The organism is Shewanella sp. MM_2022_3, assembly GCF_022557375.1.
In the GTDB taxonomy this organism is placed as follows: domain Bacteria; phylum Pseudomonadota; class Gammaproteobacteria; order Enterobacterales; family Shewanellaceae; genus Shewanella; species Shewanella xiamenensis.
On the sequence record NZ_JAKZGV010000025.1, the window covers coordinates 1 to 18344 of the forward strand.

The following is an 18344-nucleotide window of genomic DNA, read 5'->3' on the forward strand; positions in this document are numbered from 1 at the left end:
TCTGGGCCGTGTCTCAGTCCCAGTGTGGCTGATCATCCTCTCAGAACAGCTAGGGATCGTCGCCTTGGTGAGCCATTACCTCACCAACTAGCTAATCCCACCTAGGTTCATCCAATCGCGGAAGGCCAAAAGGTCCCCTCCTTTCCCCCGTAGGGCGTATGCGGTATTAGCAGTCGTTTCCAACTGTTATCCCCCTCGACTGGGCAGATCCCTAGGCATTACTCACCCGTCCGCCGCTCGCCACCTCATAAGTAAACTTACTTGTGCTGCCGCTCGACTTGCATGTGTTAGGCCTGCCGCCAGCGTTCAATCTGAGCCATGATCAAACTCTTCAATTAAAAGTTTTTTTGTTTCCGAAGAAACGACTCAATGAATTCTACTGTTTTGATTCGCTTTGCTCACTAAGAAGCATCGCGTTTCAATTCATACATAAATGTATGTACATATTGCTATGAACACTCATTCATTGATTTAATTCTTTGATTACTCGCCAAAAGGCAGAGTAATTTCGATTAACTCAACACCTGTGAGTGTCCACACAGATTTGCTTGATAAATTGTTAAAGAGCGTGGTTATTTACCTTAAGCATTTAGCGCTTTTGGCTTTCACCGTTGACCCCGCTGGGCCAGTGGATGCGCATTATAGGGATGTCAGATTTTACCGCAACCCCTTTAGGCAAAATAATTAGAAAAAGCGACGTGAATGCGCATTTTTTAAACCAAACCTAGGTTTTAGCGCCTATTTCGCTGTAATTTCCATCACTTTGGCTATCTTTATCGCCTGATAACGCCGTTAGCATCGGTCACTAAGCAAAACGATAAAGCCAATACCGCACTTTTTTGTTGTTAAGCTCGCGCTTCAAGTTCAATCTCACGGTTCAAATAGATTGATGCACGCTTTAAGTTGCAAGAATAGGCTACTTCTTTAAAAAAACCGGTACATCGGCAATGCTATCGAGCACCGTAGACGCCTCACTATCATCAGCAATGGCTTTACCAGTACGGACGAGGATACGTGTCGGCACCCCTGCTGCTTTGGCCGCGAGCATATCGTCGGCTTTATCTCCTACCATCACAGATTGGGACAAATCGATTTTCAAAAATTTTGCCGCGTCGAGTAACATTCCTGGTTTGGGTTTGCGACAGTCGCAATCGACTTTATATTCACCAATCCCTTTTTCATTATGGTGCGGGCAATAATAAATACCATCGAGGTCGACACCTTTATCGGCAAAGTTCCAATCCATCCATTCGGTGAGACTGTGGAATTGGTCTTCGGTATACATGCCACGGGCAATTCCCGACTGATTAGTGACCACCACCAATTTGTATCCCATTTGCTTTAATGCAAGGCACGCCTCAAATACGCCTTCAATATATTCAAAGTCATCTACCTGATGCACATAACCATGATCTTTGTTGATCACACCATCACGGTCCAAAAAAACGGCTCGATTGACTGCACTCACAGTACTACTCCACTCACAAAAAACAGCGCTTAATGCGTAATTTTACTATTATTCCATCCATTGCAAAAAATTGCACCGCGAAGTTGACGGATACCACTTAGCAATTTGAGCTTGATTCATATTCTGACAATTCATTTGCCATCGTAACGCCTATAAATGGTCGATTAACACATCTTTAAGGGCGAATTCGTCCGCGAATAATTGTTTTAGCCATCTAGTCGATGCGCAGCTCAATCGAGCTTTCCCTTTATTTGTGCTGTTTTTAACGGTAATCTTGCACGGATAACAATAAAACACCTAAAAATAGACGGTCATAATGAGTCGAACTACGCCTATAGTCCATAAAACCCGCACCCAGTTAGTTGTAGAGGTGCTCAGAGAGAAAATACTTTCGGGTGATATAGCCGCAGGAGAACCACTCAGACAAAGCGCACTAGCCGAAGCATTGAATGTTAGCCGCATTCCGGTAAGAGAAGCCTTGCTGCAACTTGAAGCTGAAGGGCTGGTAAAATTCGAACCCCATAAAGGGGCAACGGCGACTGAATTATCCGTTGAACAAGTGACCGAGCTGTTTGAGTTGCGCGCCATGATCGAGACGGATCTGCTCGCCAAAGCCATTCCACGACTTCAAGAAGAAGATTTAATAAGAGCTGAACGCGTATTAGAACAATTGGAATCAGCCTTTAAACATGAAGATGCCGTCGCCAGTTGGAGCGAGCTAAATACACAGTTTCATACCTGTTTATACCAAGCCGCCAATCGCCCACATACGCTAGAGGTCGTACATGGCCTCAATACCAACTGCGATAGATATATTCGTTTGCAATTACTGCTCGCAGGAGGCATTCCCGCAGCAGAGCACGAGCACCGCGAACTGCTCAATTATTGTAAGCAAAGAGAAACAGAGAAAGCCACGGCGTTACTGCGACATCATATTTTGCATGCCGCAATGACAATTCGGGATCTGGTCGCCAAACAGGTGGTATAGATCACGGACTGTCATTCGTTATACCGATAAGCTTTGTTGTCGATTTGAGGCAGCACTAAAGGTTCTGCCTTTTTTATTTGAGAGAAAACACCATGCAGTACGCCACAATCACTGGCTGGGGAAAATGTGTTCCACCCGCCACTTTGACTAACGATGATCTTGCCACTTTTATCGAAACGTCCGATGAATGGATTAAATCACGCACAGGGATCAGTCAACGTCATATCAGCCATGTGAACACCTCGGAATTAGCGTCAGTTGCCGCCAAGCGTGCGCTTGCAGCGGCTGGGATTGAGGGTAGCGAAATTGATATGATCATTTTAGCCAGCGCTAGCCCAGATACTTTGATCCCCAATATAGCCTCAACAGTGCAGGCCAATATTGGTGCAAGCTGCGCAGCCTTTGATATCAACGCCGCCTGCAGTGGTTTTTTGTACGGCTTAGGTTTAGCTAGCTCACAGATCAAGAGTGGTCAATGCAAGAAAGTCCTCGTTGTGGGCGCCGAACGCTTATCTTTCTACCTCGATTGGTCTCGCCGTGAAACCGCCGTATTGTTTGGTGATGGCGCGGGCGCAGTTGTCGTGGAAGCGACCGATATCCCTGGTGGCGTATTAGGCTATGAGCTGAATAACGATCCCGATGGTAGAGACATCCTCAAAGCGGGTTTCGGTACCGCGATGGATCGATTCTCCGCCGAATCATTAGACTTTTACATCCAATTTGATGGCCAAGAAATTTTTAAACGCGCCATTAATGGTATGAATAAGCTAAGCACTCAAGTGCTTGAAAAATGTGGCGTCGATAAGGATGAAGTTGATTTAGTGATCCCACATCAAGCGAACGAGCGCATTATTGATACCCTCGTTAGCCGCATGAAGATCCCTAAAGAAAAAGCCTTTGTGAATATTGCTAACTATGGCAATACATCGGCGGCAACGATTCCAATCGCGATTTGTGATGCACTCGAAAAAGGGTTAATTAAACCTAACCAAACCATTCTTTCTTGCGCCTTTGGTGCGGGATTAACCTCTGCTGCATTGCTATTGCAATGGGGTGAACGTGTCACGCCAGTGCAAATCAGTGATGCCCAATTACCGCCTTGCGATCAAACTGGCATTGAGTTGGTAAAACGCGCTGTAGATTATTTCTGTAAGTAAGTTTATGCATATAAAGGCCATCATTGGATGGCCTTTATATATCTGTAAGCGCTGATGCTAAATGCATTTCATCCCAGTAAATCCCCTGCCCAAAATAAGCTGCGAGTTTTTGATTTAACTCATTAAAGCTTTTAATCGCTCGTTCTTCACCGCACAAACATGACCACACAAATCGGTGGCAATTATTGTCAAACAGGTCATATTCACGGTACTGATAAATCGCCCGCTCGGCTCGATTAACAATGGTATTAGCGATAAGCGGTTGATGTTGATGATTACAGGCAATAAAAATTTGGCTACCTGTTCGGCCCGCTAAAAATCGCTTTACCGATACGGCTCGAACAAGCCCTGAGCCATGTAACTCCACGATGCAATCATCCGCTAACCAAATCCCAGTATGCTCAATCACCCCAAACACATAACAACAAACGATACTTCCAGGTTGTGGCGTGACTTGCTTAAAACCCTTTTGCCATTGGCTCGGCGCAGTAATCATCGCCTGCTTTGTGCTTACTTGGCGAGGAACGCTGCCTAATAGTCGATTGCGTTCAAGCTGTTGTCGCTTTTCGCGTTCATCGGCGAGCATCAATGCGCCCATCGCTGCACCGCCAATCCATAGTAACGGTAGTGGCATGATCTTCTCCTATTCGCTTAACACTCTATACAACGCAGTAATACTCGCGTGCACCACTTGCTCAACACAACTTGGCAATAGCAACCAATCACCGTATAAGCTAAGCAATCGCAAATGCCTCTCTAGTAGTGAGTGTAGTCAATGAGCCATTAATCAAATATGAAAAGCCTTCTGTTCCAGAAAATATTGCGAATGAAGTGGCTTAACGTGATTAGGTCAGTAAATCTCCGACCGAAATATCTGCACCTCCCCCCATGGCCGCCACTTGTGCTAATAATAACTCCGCACAGGCTAATGCATCGGTTAATGCACTATGGGCACCGTAAATCGGTAAGTGATAACGCTCTCGACAGGCTCCAAGCCTTAGACTTCCTTCTTTAAGTACCGAATGCTCACGTAATAACCGCTGTTTCTCAAGTACTAAGGTATCTATAGCGGGGAGTAAAACGGCTTGATGGTAGATAGCCAATATATCTTGTTGTAAAAAACGACAATCCAGTGGGGAGTGATGGGCAACTAATACTCGGCCACGGGTTTGAGCAATAAACCATGCCATAGCCTCCTCAATGCTCACCGCTTGGATTAAATGGTTGTCGAGAATCCCATGAATCGTCGCACTTTGGCCGACACTGCCCTTAATTTGCACTAATTTTTGCTGCGCCTCACCAAGGGGGATCACTCCATTTTCAATGGGGACTAAGCCAATGCTTAAGATTTGATCCTGAAGGGGATCTAACCCTGTCATCTCCAAATCCATCGCCATCAAGGGAGCACGATTGATGGGCAGCGCCATCAGCGGGATTAAGGACTGATAATAATCCTTAAATAATTGATGCTGACAGCGCAGTGCTCGCCATTGCAACTTAGCATTAATCAACCAAGCGCCCATTAAAAGCTCCGCATAAATTTCATCTTCATGCCCGACTGGGCGTCATGAACCACCTTGAAGGCATCCCGTAATTGATGCCGAACTAAAGAAGATAAATGTGCGGGTAACAGATAGTTACTAATCTCAAGTCCCTGCGTATGTTGATAACCTTGGTTTGATAACCGCATATGGGCGATAAACTCATGGGCATCGGCTAAGTTAAGCGCATCCTTACGATTAAGAATATTAGCGTCCATCAGTGCCCGAATGCGTTTGGCGGTATTCACTTCTTTAATGCCCGCAGACAGGGCATATACGCGAGCAATATCATTGATCAAAGCATTCCCCTTATGCTTTAAATCAATGCCTTTTACCTCACTGCCATCGCGCTCTAACACAAATTTTCGAAAGAATCCTAAGGGCGGAGACTCGATTAAGGAATTGCCAGTCAAACCCGCGAGAAAAATATCGTTGTCTTTGGTCTGTGCCAACACCTTATCCTGCAATGCATCAAATAATGATAACGGGCCAAATACCGAACGCATATCGAAGAAAATACTTGCATGCATCAATGCCTTAGGCTCTGGAGTGACAACCCACTTTTCAAAAACCTGCTGCCATTCTTTGAGCGACATACGCCACTTGGGATTTTGCGCCATGATATTACCAGGGCAAAAAGCATAGCCACACTGATCAAGCCCTGCACAAACCGCATGGGTTAACGCATCAAAGTAGCCCTTTGCAAAATCATCCATTTCCTCGGCCACCAGCAAGCCGTTATCTTGATCCGAACAGGCCGCTTGGTCTTGCCGCCCCTGCGAGCCAAAGGCTAACCAACAAAACGCCATCGGCGCCTCACCGAGAATTTGCTGATTTAGCACAATCAAGCGCCGGGTTAAGGCATCGGTGACCGAGGTCAGCACGCGACCAATCTCCTCAGCCCGTGCATCAGCACTGATTAAATTTTGCAATAACAAGGGGATTTGTTTACTAACGCTAATGAGACTTGCGAGATCACGTTGGCGCTCGATTTCACCAATGAGGAGTAATGGCTGCGAACCTTGACCGCGTAAAATATCGGTACTAGTCACCATGCCAATGGCTTTCACTTCCTCGCTATTTTGCTCATCAATAATCGGCAGATGGTGAATATTATGTTCACTCATCAATAGCATAGCTTCAAAGATCAAGGCATTCGATGAAATCGAAATCGGTGAAGTCGTCATGGCTTGATGCACGGCAATTCGGCCATCAAGCCCTGCGGCGAGCACTCGATTGCGTAAATCTTTATCGGTTAAAATCCCCACCAGCTTACGATTATCGGTGACGAGTAAAGACGATACCCGCGAGTTACGCATCAAAAGGGCTGCTTGCGTTACACTTGCGTGGGCGTCGATCATAATCGGTGAAGATGACATTAAGGTACTAATACGACTGGTGGTCGTCAGATCTTTAGCCTTAAAACGCGCTTCATGGCGTAACCGTTTGGCAAAAGCACGGGTAAAAAATTTATCAAAGTGCCGACTCTCACTTCGTAGCTGATCGAATAATGCCTGTGGTAAGTGGTAAACCAAACTGTCTTCAAGAATGGCGACCCGATTGACTACCTTCTCCCCTGACAATAGCGTCGAAAAACCAAAAAACTCCCCTTCGGCGACTCGATCCACTAATACTCCTTCGGGATCGCGCACCTCAAAGGCACCGCTGCGGACCAAATACAATTTCGGCGCATCGGCATCAAAGGTCACAAACCCTGAGGCTTTACTGTAATACCCGACGATGACTGACTTAGCACAATGGCGAATGGTTTCGTCAGGCAAAGTATCAAAGGGAGCTGTAGACGTTAAAAACTGCACAACGGGTTGTAATTCGCTGGCGTTCATAGCAACACCTTATTTTAGGTGAATTTTATCTCACTATAACGCGCTCGATTGTTGGGCCATATACGACTAAAGTCAGGCTCAAACTCTGCACTGACACCACCAAAAACAAAAGGACGCAAACGCGTCCTTTTCTCTTAATCTAGGTGAAAGTTAGTGGCCGCTGGCCTCACCCGCCCCTTTAGGGAAACGGATAGACTCAACCATTTCCTGCACATGAGCTGGTGCCGCTGCGGTCAGTTTGCAGACAATAGCTGCTACCACAAAGTTCACTAGCATGCCCACCATACCGATACCTTCAGGCGAAATACCAAGAAACCAGTTCGCAGGCACGTTTGCAGTAGGATCAACAAACTTGAAGTAGATGATATAACCAGCGGTGAAGAATAAGCCAAGCACCATACCTGAAATAGCACCTTCTTTATTCATGGTCTTAGAGAAGATCCCCATGATGATTGCAGGAAACAGAGATGACGCAGCCAAACCGAAGGCGAATGCCACCACCGCCGCCACGAATCCTGGAGGGTTAACCCCGAAGTAACCCGCAATAACAATACCAATACCAGCAGCAAGTCGAGCGTACATTAACTCTTTCTTGTCAGAAATATTTGGCATCAGGTTTTTCTTCATTAAATCGTGTGACACTGATGTTGAGATAACCAACAACAAACCCGCAGAGGTAGATAGCGCCGCAGCGAGACCACCGGCAGCTACCAGCGCAATCACCCAAGCTGGCAGATTCGCGATTTCTGGCGTTGCTAATACGATGATGTCGTTGTCGATTTTCATTTCGTTAGGGCTAGCAGCATCTTCCATTTTGCCTTTGGCATAGTAGATTTTGCCATCACCATTTTTGTCATCCCATTTGATCAGACCAGTTTTTTCCCAGTTTTTGATCCAATCAGGCGCAGTTTCATAGGCAACACCCTTTTGATCTGGGCCGTTAATGGTTTCGATCATATTGACGCGAGAGAATGCCGCTAATGCAGGAACTGTGGTGTACATGATGGCGATAAACACCAATGCCCAACCCGCTGATATACGAGCATCTTTCACTTTCGGTACGGTGAAGAAACGCACAATAACATGGGGTAAGCCCGCTGTACCGACCATCAAAGCACCAGTAATACAGAACACGTCGATCATGCTCTTAGAACCATCGGTGTAAGGGGCAAAGCCTAAATCCACAGAGAGATTATTCAGTTTCTCTAACAGATAAACGCCAGAATTATTCCCCGCAGCATCGAGTAACTCAGCACCAAAACCAATTTGAGGAATGATATGACCCGTCATCATCACAGACAGGAAGATTGCAGGCACCATAAAGGCGAAGATCAGTACGCAATATTGGGCCACCTGAGTATATGTAATCCCTTTCATACCACCGAGTACCGCATAGAAAAACACTACGGCCATACCAATATATACGCCGGTATCTACCTCTACCTCAAGGAAGCGCGAGAATACCACGCCCACTCCGCGCATTTGGCCAGCAATGTAAGTAAAGCAAATGAAGATGGCGCAAATAACAGCTACCGTGCGCGCCGCTTGGGAGTAATAACGCTCACCCACGAAATCAGGCACGGTAAACTTACCAAATTTACGTAAGTATGGCGCCATACACAGGGCTAATAAAACGTAACCGCCGGTCCACCCCATCAAGTACACACTGCCGTCATAACCGACGAAAGAGACAATACCCGCCAACGAAATGAAAGATGCCGCAGACATCCAGTCGGCGGCGGTTGCCATGCCGTTTACAACGGGATGAACACCACCACCCGCTACATAGAACTCTTTAGTTGAACCTGCGCGAGTCCAGAGCGCAATCCCAATATAGAGGGCAAACGACAGCCCCACAATCAGATAAGTTAATCCTTGTACACCCATCTCTGTGCTCCTTAGTCTTCTTGTACGTTATATTTTTTATCTAAGGCGTTGGCTTTTGCCGCGTAGACAAAAATAAGCGCAACAAAGACATACATCGATCCCTGTTGAGCAAACCAGAAACCTAATTTGAATCCCATAAAATGGATTTCATTGAGTACATCAACCAATAGAATGCCACATCCAAACGAAACTGCGGCCCAAATAGCTAATAGGCCCAAAACCAGACGTAAATTCTCGTTCCAGTAACCTTTTGCTTTATCATTATTTTCAAACGCCATAGCGACTCCCCTGTGCTGTTTTATTTTTAAGTCTCGTTAAATCTAGCAACAGCTGGAGTGACCACAATCAAGACCTTAGTCTAATTTGCGAAATACCTCACATAGCAAAATACAAAATATCATTTAGAACCATCAACTTAACAATGTTTTTACATTTTGTTGTAAAAGTCGTTTTTTGAGCAACTTAGACCAATGTCGAAGAACTTAAGGCTAGAAAGAGACAAATTAGCGTGATAAGTGGAACAACTAGAAAGTAGTAATAGCCTGTCATGTAAACAAAATATCGTATTACTTCGAGTGTAATACGAGAGCAATCATCTCAATCTACACCACTTAGATTTGTCAGCAGACAGGCAAAAAATAACCCAGCATGGCTGGGTTATGGGAAATCGATAAATTGGCGCCAGCATAGACGCCAGTATCAACGTTATTATTTAGCGGCTAAGTACTTCACTAACTCGGCCAATTCTTCAGGAGTATGAACCTTAGACGTGACTAAATAACGGCCATTTACCAATAATGATGGCACACCTTTAATCCCAGCCAATTCCGCTTGCGAATCGTAACTCATCAGTGAAAATTTAGCGTCAACAGAATTCATCGCCGCATCCACATCATCAGCTTTAGCACCTTGAGCCACAAAAAAGGCTTTCACTTGCTCAGGGCGGGTAAATTGCTCACCCTTGTCATGAATTTGTTTAAAAATCGCCTCATGGACTTGCTTGGTCATATTGAGCTTTTGCGCGATATAATAAGCCAATTGGCTCAGTTCCCACGCAGGACGACCCGCCCCCACAGGCGTACGTTCAAAGGCTACATCCTTGCCCAAGAGTTTTACCGTGGAAGCGACAAAGGGTTCCTGTTTGTAGCAATGTGGGCAGTTATAGGAAAAAAACTCTCGCAGCACAGGCTTTTGCGCCTCGCTCATTCCTGCGACAGTGACATAATCCTTCCCTTCTTCAAAACTGGCCGCTTGCAGCGCAAAACTGGCGCTTAAGACCAATCCACAGGCCAAAGCAGCCAAAGGTCGAACAAGATTAGTTAGGGTTTTCATATATTCTCTTCTTATTAGTGAATGATTAACACGCATCATTGAATCGTAAGTCGTTTGCAACAGGCACAAGCCATTAAGATACCTCAAAATATGGCCATTGTTCTTAAACATTTGTTAACAATAGGTGGTAAATCCGCCGCTAACAGGCCGCTAGCATCGCAAGTGGGGAGGTAAACTGATACTTAAATCCCAGATCGCGGACGATTTTATCCCCCAGAATCACTTTGCTGGGTTGCAGCTGGGTATTAAATTGCGGTTCAGCCAATCCCAGTGACAGAGCCGCAGCACCGTAAAATTCGCTTCTCGATGGATGCTCTGGCGCGCATAGATTATAGATAGAGGCGATCTTCTCTCCCTTTAGCTTAGTGTCAATAATTAAACTGACTGCCGCGACGCAATCCTGTAAATGCACGAGATTGACTGCAACATTACCACCAGCCACATCGGTTTTGCCTGCAAAAAAACGCCCCGGATGACGCTTTGGTCCAACGAGTCCAGCAAAACGCACCACGCAAGTATTAGATTGGTGAGCAAATAAAGCTTCAGCATCCAGCAACACCTGCGCTGAAGGTGACTCGGCCTGGGCATCGGCTTCGGTCATGGATTTATCAAGAGAGGGATAAACGCCCGTGGTGCTAATAAACACTATGCCTTGATATTGCCAGCCTTGGGTTAAGTCGATGAGTTGTTTTAGTTCGTTAAGATAAGCTGTATTACCATGCTTTAGACGAGGAGGAATATTAACAACAAGAAAGTCTGTCTGAAATAAGTCTTGCAACAGTTGTGCATCAGGAACAATATCAGCCTCATCACCAAGTTGTAGTTTGAATGCCTCAATACCCGCGTGTGTTAACGCAGGAAGATCCTCACACTGGCGCTTAGCCCCAGTCACGCGATAACCAGCTTGAACAAGTTGTTTTGCGAGCGCAAAACCGAACCACCCACAGCCTACAACCGCAACACTCTTTTTCTCCACCACAGTGTGTTCCATTATCTCTGACCTACTTACTGCTAATAATATATTTTGGCCAATAGCATACGGAACTCTGGTAAAGGGATTCAAGCTTGTAAGGAACTAAAATAAAAACTAATCCCCTTATCGACCTGCAATGTTCGCCTTGCGCCCTCAGTTAAATCTTCAACTCGCAAAGACTTTTGCACTGTCACGCCCTCATCACTTAAAAAGCGTAACGAAGCTTCACTACCATCTTCTTTACAGGCCCACACCTGAGGCTGACTCACCTCTTTCGTGGTCATAATGACTTTTGCAACGCTATCATCCGATAGCTTAACTAAGGTCCCTGGTGGATAAATACCTAATATCTTGACTAAGACAGAAATCAACGATTCCGAATGTTTACTGGCTCTATTTTTAAATAAGTAACCGAGGGCAACTTGAGGAGAAGAAGCTTGCTGACCACTCAGTTGCTGATCGTAATCATTTGCTAGACTAACGATTTGAGTGACGATGGGAATTTTATGACCTGTGAGCCCATCAGGGAAACCCGAACCATCAACAAACTCATGGTGATGTAACACGATGTTTAGTACTTCTTTAGGGAACAACCCAGAGCGATTAAGCATGTCATAGCCAAAATTAGGATGCATCTGTAAGTAATTGGCTTCATGGGGAGTCAGAGCACCACGCTTTCGACGGATCACATCGGGCACTTTTAGCTTGCCAATATCATGGAATAAACTGCCAAGGGCAATATCGCGCAAATCCCTCGCTGGTAAATCCAGTGCATGACCTATCATCATGGCGAGCACCGCCACTGATACCCCATGCTGGGTCACACTCACATCCTTTTCGTCCATCCCGACTAAGGTCAAGAAGGGTTTTTCCACCTCTTGTAAATGACTGAGTAAATCTTCAACTAAAGCAGCCGATAATCGATAGGCCCCTTCGGGATCACTGACGACCTTACCAAAGATATTACGACACTGATTAACACTCTCCAAAAATCGCTTTTGGCTTAATCGCATCGATTTACGCGTATCCGCTTTCAGATCTCGCTCTGGTGGCGCGGCGTCAATATCTTCAATTTCAACCTCTTCTTCAGCAGTATCAATCTCATCATTACTGCCAGAAATGAGGTAAACATAGGGAACACCAAGCCCCCGGATCATCTCAATCTGAGCCGCACTATTGATATCAACTCGGTTAAATAAGAATGGGTGATTTGTCCACGACAAAGGCAACTTAACCCGCATTCCTAGTTGAAGTTGTGAAAGTAATAGTCTTCTATGATCTGCTTTTGCCACGCAATATGACTCCTTTCATGCACGTAAGAACGCAATATGACTTCTTGGCGCGTACATTTAAGCTAAGTACATATAACTATAGATGATTCAGCAAAATCAGTAAGCTGTTGATGAAAAAATGCTTATCAAACTGAGGTATAGAACACATAAATTATGCTAACTTCATCGAATAAGATATAAAAATCTGTAATAACAAAGAGATGTAGACTAATGTTTTTTAAGTTTTTATTTCCTTCGGCCAATCCGTGAGATAATAACGCAGTCGTTTTGACTGATAGACATAAAGACAGGACCAAAACAACACCAAGGCATCGAGTGCCAAACTCCAATGGAATAAAAACTGTCCGTGAATTAACCGCTGAGACAGTAAAACCGCATCAACTAATAATAATAACCACAGTCCCCATTTAAGATGGACAAACAACGGCCGAATCCATGAGGGCGAGCGGCGCCGCTCCGCAAGTACGACAAAATAAAGCACTACAGCACCAAGACCTGCCGCGAGTGCAAGTAAAAAGTCTGATTTTTCAGGATAAAAGAGCCTCACCAATTCCGCTCTATCACTGGCTTGAGTCAAGGAGGCTATAAAAATACACCAGCCTCGCGCGAGGAATGCCAAAATCACATATAAAAAAATCGGCGGTTTAATATGGCCTTTATCATCAAGCCAAGTGATGTGACTAAAATTCAACGGCAATCCATTTAGTAAAAACTTAAGCAATAAATATTAAATGGTGCCTATTGGCGTAATTTCAATGGGAGGGATAAACAAATCAAGCACACTCAACGGTTAGATCAACATTTCCGCCGTGTGCGCTACCCCATACTCCCTTCGATATGTAGATTTAACCATTTGAACTTAATATGAATAAGGTCGAAGGATTAGCCCCTTCGACCTGAACATGACAACCAGCCATAAAACTTCAAAAAGGCACATTAATTTACCGTCATATATGGCCAAATAATTGCCGCGGCGATGCTCCACATAGTCAACCAAATAAAACGATCTAAGTATCGCCACGCCGCTGGGCGGCTAAATATCGGCGCCAATAAACGCGCACCAAAACTTAGGCTGAAGAACCAAATAAACGAAGCCAGTACCGCACCCGCACCAAACCAAGGACGATGGGCATCTTCGAACTGAGTACTAATGCTCCCCAGCAGCACGACTGTATCTAAATAAAGGTGTGGATTAAGCAGGCTGATCCCAAGCGTGGTCAGCATGGCTTTACGCAAAGTGTCGGCATTTTGCGCATTATCCATCTCCATCCCTTTAGCGGCAAATGAGGCCTTAAGCGCATTGGCTCCGTACCAAAGCAAAAAAGCGGCACCACCAAAACTGGCCACATGTTTGATGGTCGGGAAGGCTTCAATAATATGCCCAAGCCCAGCAACCCCCGCAGTGATCATTAAGGCATCGATGATTGAACAAAGCAGCGCAATCGGCAAAGGATAAGCTCGCTTAATCCCCTGCTTTAGCACAAAGGCATTTTGCGCCCCTACGGCAATGATCAAACTACCACCAATGCCCATACCTTGTATAAACGCCGTTTGCATAACTACCTCTCATGTCTGAAGAAGGCGCTAGCATAGACAAAACAACAAAATTAATATAACTAATGTTTTTTATGTATCATAAGTAAAATTAATAACCTTAAGGACGGCAATCATGTTGGAATACGCCAATCTTAAAGCGCTTGCGGTCGTCGTCTCCGAAGGCGGCTTCGAGCGCGCCGCCAAAGTGTTGCATATCACCCAATCGGCGGTGTCACAGCGCGTTAGGCAATTAGAAGAACGAGTCGGCCAATCCTTACTTATCCGCTCAACGCCCGTGGTGGCGACCCCAACAGGGAAGCGTTTATTGCGCCACTATTCACAGGTGCAACTACTCGAGAGTGAATTGAGAGCCGAGTTAGATGCCGATGACCCAAATCATCCCACGACGGTGCGAATTGCAGTCAATGCCGACAGTTTAGCGACATGGTTTTTGCCCGCATTGGCCGATATGTTCAGCCGACATGCCTGGCTGCTGGAATTGATTGTCGATGATGAGTCCTACACCCATCACCTATTGAAAAACGGTGAGGCCGTCGGTTGCGTGACCACGACAGCCAACCCCATGGCCGGTTGTAGCAGCGAGTTTTTAGGAACCATGGAATATATGTGCGTCGCCACCCCAGCATTTGCGGCGCGTTATTTCGAATGGGCAAAAAATAGCGATAATGTCGGCGCTCAAATAACCCAAGCGCAGCTTGCGAAAGCCCCGGCCGTGGTGTTTTCGACCAAAGATAAAATGCATGAAAAGTATCTCGCCCAGTATTTTCAAATGTTGCCAGGTCAATGGTGGCAACACAGTATTCCCTCATCGGAGAGTTTTTTAGAGGCGATTAACTTAAGTCTGGGTTACGGTTTAGTGGGTCACTTACAGGCAAAACCCTTGATAGACAAAGGCATATTAATTGAGCTCACCCCAGAAAAACGCATTCGGGTGCCCCTCTATTGGCAGCATTGGAATATCAAAGCCAAACAAACCACTTTGGTTTATCGGGCGCTTGCCGCCACCGCACAGCATCTATTACAGCAATAATGAGTGCAGCAAGAGTGAGTAAAACAATTGTTAGTACAAATAGTTAGCGGATAAAAAAACTGAGCACTCGTGCCCAGTTTTGAACTATTAGTTTTTACCTATTACCAGCGGCTTAGGCTTCTGCCGAATCCGCCTTCACCTGCGCTATCGCCACAGGTTCAATCTCGGTTTTAGGCCAAGCATTGATCACCGCTTTCACCAAGGAGGCTAATGGAATGGCAAAGAACACACCCCAAACGCCCCATAAACCACCGAAAACTAACACAGCAGCAATAATGATCACCGGATGCAAATCCACCGCATCGGAAAACAGGATAGGTACAAGTACGTTACCATCCAAGGCCTGAATAATGCCGTAACCTAGCATTAAATAACCAAACTCAGAGCTAAAACCCCACTGGAAAAAGGCCACCAGCATAATGGGTAGAGTCACTAAGGTCGCGCCCACATAGGGAATCAACACCGACAACCCGGTCAACACCCCCAGTAAGGCCGAGTATCTCAGCCCCATAAAGGCAAAGAAGATGTAGCTCGCTACTCCGACAATCACAATCTCAATCACTTTGCCGCGAATATAGTTAAAGATCTGTTGGTGCATCTCAAACCATACCTTGCGGGCCAGCTGTCGATTAGTAGGGAAAAAACGCTTACTACCGCGGATCAGTTGATCTTTATCCTTAAGAAAAAAGAACACCAACAATGGCACTAAAATAGCGTACACCATCAGCACCAATAATGACGCAGAGTAACCAATCAGCTGTTTCGCAATGTCGAGCACATGTTGGGTATCAAGTAATTTCTTCAACTCGGAGACCATTAAATCAAGCTGTTCAGTACTTATAAATTTAGGATACTGGGTCGCTAACCCCTGCAAGGTCAGTAGCCCTTTATCTATCATATTCGGTAAATCCGTCATCAGACTTACCCCTTGACGCCACACGCTGGGGATTAGCCCAAAGGTCAGCAGCACCACTATCCCTAAAAACAGCACGAGTACTAAGGAGGCCCCCGTCGTGCGATTAATCCCCAATTTCAGCATTTGCGCCACGGGCCATTCGAGTAAAAAAGCCAACACCAGAGCAACAAGTAGCGGGGCTAACAAACCACCAGCAAAATAAAGTACTAACGCTAAACCCACTAGAATGGCCAATAAGGTGACAGCCTGTGGATCACTAAATCGCTCTTGATACCAACGAGAAAAAAAACTAAACATGCATTCATTCCAATGGGGGTTGGCTTTCCCAACAGGCAGGAAAGTGACTTATGAGTTAACCTTATCGCAGTAGATTAACTGTGTATATGCTTGAAAATCAGTTAACTGCTAACTATGACTGACAAGCCTAGGTTAAGTTGCAGTCAGCTAGCTAACTCGCCATTTTGACTGCGGCATTGAATCATGCTTTGTGTATGATTATCCCTGCGATAAATCAACTTTTGTAATTAATAGGCCTAACTGGCTCGCATCATCGTGTAACGTCACGACCTGATGCCCCTGTTTTTTTAAAAAAGTGGGAACATCTCGGCGGGAACCTGGGTCTGAGAGTAGGATATGTAAGCTGTCACCAGCAGACACAGACTTCAACGCAAGTTTGACCTTAACCAAGGGAACGGGGCAGCGCAATGATGTTAAATCAATAAAAATCATAATGAACTTGCTATGAACGAACTTGGGCTATTATCCTAAGTTGCAATTCAAACTACAAGCTAAGGGCTACCTAAGCCTTAGTTGAGACACTTAAAAGAAATAAAGGATCCACTTGCGTAATTTGACGTTTTTGACCCGATGTAAACCCCTTGCGGCGAGTGTGCTTTCATTAATGTTACTCGGTGGAGCCGCAAAGAGTTTTGCCAACAACGACTTGCCCGATCTGGGTACCGCCGCCGTCAATACCTTCAGCCTAGAAAAAGAAATGGTCTATGGCGATGCCTATATGCGCGTTATTCGCTCATCGGCGCCCATGCTGAACGATCCGGTATTGAGCCAATATTTAACTGAACTGGGCAACAAATTGGTCGCCCACGCCACGGGAGTCAAAACGCCCTTTTATTTCTTCTTGCTGCAAAATGATGAAATCAACGCCTTTGCCTTCTTTGGCGGCCACGTTGCGGTGCACACAGGGCTATTTCTTAATGCTGATAACGAAAGTGAACTGGCCTCAGTATTAGGCCATGAAATCACCCACGTGACCCAGCGTCACTTAGCACGCTCCCTCGAAGCACAGCAAAAGACCGGACCTGCGACTGTTGCTGGTTTACTCGGCGCCATTTTATTAACGATCGCAGTTCCTCAAGCAGGGATGGCCGCGTTGGCAACCACCCAAGCCATGGCGACACAATCAAAAATCAACTATACCCGCCTGCATGAAAAAGAAGCCGATCGTATCGGCATGCAAATTTTAGTCGATGCGGGATTTGATCCTAATGCCTCCGCCGATTTCTTTGGCAAACTCGCCAGTCGTTATCGTTTTACGACTACGCCACCGCAAATGCTGTTAACCCACCCTTTACCTGAATCACGGATTTCCGAAGCGCGGGATCGTGCCCAGCAATATCCCCACCGTTATGTGCCGGATAATCTGAACTTCCAGCTCGCTAAAGCCCGTATTCAGGTGCGTTTTTCCAGTTATAGCGACGATGCGGTATTAAGTATGTTTGAAAAGCAGCTCAATAAGCAAACCTACAGCTTTAAAGAGGCGGCCCTCTACGGCAAAGCATTAGCACTGTTTAGATTGAAGAAGTTTGATGAATCCGAAAAAATTGTCGATGAACTATTAAAAATCGATGATAACAACTTGTTTTATCTCGATACTAAGACGGATTTGCTTAACGAACGTAAGGATTATGCCCAGGCAACTAAGTTACTCGAAACTCAGCGGAAGATGAAACCCACTTCGCAGGTGATCAACGCTAACTTAGCCAATATCTATATCGAGGCTGGTGACCCCGCTAAAGCGATTCCGCTGCTCGAAGATATGATTTTCCTCGATAAGCAGAATCAACTGCCCTATCAGTTGCTAAATCTTGCCTACAAGAAACTTGGTAACCAAGGGATGGAGTATTTCTCCAATGCCGAGTTAATGGCGCTAGGCGCTAACTATAAGGGCGCTATCGATCAGCTTAACTTTGCTTACCGCGCCTCGGAAGGTAATCCATTACAACTGGCGCGAATCGAAGCACGTATCCGTCAATTTAAACAAGCGGATAAAGAGATGGATGCCCTAAAGTAAAATCGGCTCTGTTATTTAATCTATTGCTAATCCCTGATAATCGCGCCC

The 18344-nt window shown here is 45.6% G+C and carries 17 protein-coding genes and 1 rRNA gene; 4 read left to right on the forward strand and 14 right to left on the reverse strand.

Annotated elements, in window-relative coordinates; translation table 11 throughout:
* Both MMG82_RS13285 and gmhB read right to left on the reverse strand, forming a co-directional pair.
* A 16S ribosomal RNA gene (locus MMG82_RS13285) occupies window positions 1-338 on the reverse strand; the annotation flags it as partial.
* 578 nt (window positions 339-916) lie between these two features.
* The gene (gmhB, locus tag MMG82_RS13290) at window positions 917-1468 is read right to left on the reverse strand and encodes a D-glycero-beta-D-manno-heptose 1,7-bisphosphate 7-phosphatase (protein WP_047533579.1); all 552 of its coding nucleotides are present in this window, start codon (window positions 1466-1468) and stop codon (window positions 917-919) included.
* A 316-nt stretch (window positions 1469-1784) separates the two neighbouring features.
* On the opposite strand from gmhB, the gene MMG82_RS13295 reads away from it, so the two are divergent.
* Together MMG82_RS13295 and MMG82_RS13300 are read left to right on the forward strand one after the other, a co-directional pair.
* The gene (locus MMG82_RS13295; protein WP_037419935.1) at window positions 1785-2456 is read left to right on the forward strand and encodes a GntR family transcriptional regulator; all 672 of its coding nucleotides are present in this window, start codon (window positions 1785-1787) and stop codon (window positions 2454-2456) included.
* 92 nt (window positions 2457-2548) lie between these two features.
* The gene (locus MMG82_RS13300) at window positions 2549-3613 is read left to right on the forward strand and encodes a ketoacyl-ACP synthase III (protein WP_144375844.1); all 1065 of its coding nucleotides are present in this window, start codon (window positions 2549-2551) and stop codon (window positions 3611-3613) included.
* Between the two features lie 34 nt (window positions 3614-3647).
* Here the strand turns inward: MMG82_RS13300 and MMG82_RS13305 are convergent, their stop codons facing one another.
* The 10 genes from MMG82_RS13305 to MMG82_RS13350 all read right to left on the reverse strand — a co-directional run bounded on the left by MMG82_RS13305 (window position 3648) and on the right by MMG82_RS13350 (window position 14039).
* On the reverse strand, window positions 3648-4247 hold the full coding sequence (locus MMG82_RS13305; protein ID WP_047533632.1) for a lecithin retinol acyltransferase family protein: 600 nt from the start codon (window positions 4245-4247) through the stop codon (window positions 3648-3650).
* 211 nt (window positions 4248-4458) lie between these two features.
* A complete protein-coding gene (locus MMG82_RS13310; RefSeq protein ID WP_047533629.1) occupies window positions 4459-5136 on the reverse strand; it encodes an exonuclease domain-containing protein in 678 nt (225 codons plus the stop codon).
* Window positions 5136-6998, reverse strand: a complete 1863-nt coding sequence (locus tag MMG82_RS13315; RefSeq protein WP_144346171.1) for a DUF294 nucleotidyltransferase-like domain-containing protein — start codon at window positions 6996-6998, stop codon at window positions 5136-5138. The genes MMG82_RS13310 and MMG82_RS13315 overlap by 1 nt, the downstream gene beginning before the upstream one ends.
* Before the next feature lie 150 nt (window positions 6999-7148).
* On the reverse strand, window positions 7149-8885 hold the full coding sequence (locus MMG82_RS13320) for a sodium:solute symporter family protein (protein WP_037419920.1): 1737 nt from the start codon (window positions 8883-8885) through the stop codon (window positions 7149-7151).
* An 11-nt stretch (window positions 8886-8896) separates the two neighbouring features.
* Window positions 8897-9163 (reverse strand): DUF4212 domain-containing protein, encoded by a 267-nt coding sequence (locus tag MMG82_RS13325; RefSeq protein WP_011622295.1) that lies wholly within the window; start codon window positions 9161-9163, stop codon window positions 8897-8899.
* Between the two features lie 430 nt (window positions 9164-9593).
* Window positions 9594-10217, reverse strand: a complete 624-nt coding sequence (locus MMG82_RS13330; RefSeq protein ID WP_047535254.1) for a thiol:disulfide interchange protein DsbA/DsbL — start codon at window positions 10215-10217, stop codon at window positions 9594-9596.
* A gap of 139 nt (window positions 10218-10356) precedes the next feature.
* Window positions 10357-11208, reverse strand: a complete 852-nt coding sequence (locus MMG82_RS13335) for an NAD(P)-binding domain-containing protein (protein WP_144375843.1) — start codon at window positions 11206-11208, stop codon at window positions 10357-10359.
* A gap of 68 nt (window positions 11209-11276) precedes the next feature.
* Complete coding sequence (locus MMG82_RS13340; protein WP_037419911.1) at window positions 11277-12482, reverse strand: HD-GYP domain-containing protein; 1206 nt, start codon at window positions 12480-12482, stop codon at window positions 11277-11279.
* A 217-nt stretch (window positions 12483-12699) separates the two neighbouring features.
* On the reverse strand, window positions 12700-13173 hold the full coding sequence (locus MMG82_RS13345; protein ID WP_037426787.1) for a DUF2919 domain-containing protein: 474 nt from the start codon (window positions 13171-13173) through the stop codon (window positions 12700-12702).
* A gap of 245 nt (window positions 13174-13418) precedes the next feature.
* Window positions 13419-14039 carry a LysE/ArgO family amino acid transporter gene (locus MMG82_RS13350; protein ID WP_037419906.1) on the reverse strand — a complete coding sequence of 207 codons (621 nt, stop codon included), beginning with the start codon at window positions 14037-14039 and terminating at the stop codon, window positions 13419-13421.
* A 112-nt stretch (window positions 14040-14151) separates the two neighbouring features.
* On the opposite strand from MMG82_RS13350, the gene MMG82_RS13355 reads away from it, so the two are divergent.
* Entirely contained in the window at window positions 14152-15069 is a 918-nt protein-coding gene (locus MMG82_RS13355; protein ID WP_037426785.1) for a LysR family transcriptional regulator ArgP, read from the forward strand.
* A gap of 112 nt (window positions 15070-15181) precedes the next feature.
* Here MMG82_RS13355 and MMG82_RS13360 read toward each other — a convergent pair whose 3' ends face one another.
* The gene (locus MMG82_RS13360) at window positions 15182-16282 is read right to left on the reverse strand and encodes an AI-2E family transporter (protein WP_037419898.1); all 1101 of its coding nucleotides are present in this window, start codon (window positions 16280-16282) and stop codon (window positions 15182-15184) included.
* Window positions 16283-16480: 198 nt separating this feature from the next.
* A complete protein-coding gene (locus MMG82_RS13365) occupies window positions 16481-16714 on the reverse strand; it encodes a sulfurtransferase TusA family protein (protein WP_037419895.1) in 234 nt (77 codons plus the stop codon).
* A gap of 112 nt (window positions 16715-16826) precedes the next feature.
* Between MMG82_RS13365 and MMG82_RS13370 the strand changes: the two genes are divergently transcribed.
* Window positions 16827-18296, forward strand: coding sequence for a M48 family metalloprotease (locus MMG82_RS13370; RefSeq protein WP_047535243.1), 1470 nt, complete (start codon window positions 16827-16829; stop codon window positions 18294-18296).
* Window positions 18297-18344 lie beyond the last annotated feature (48 nt).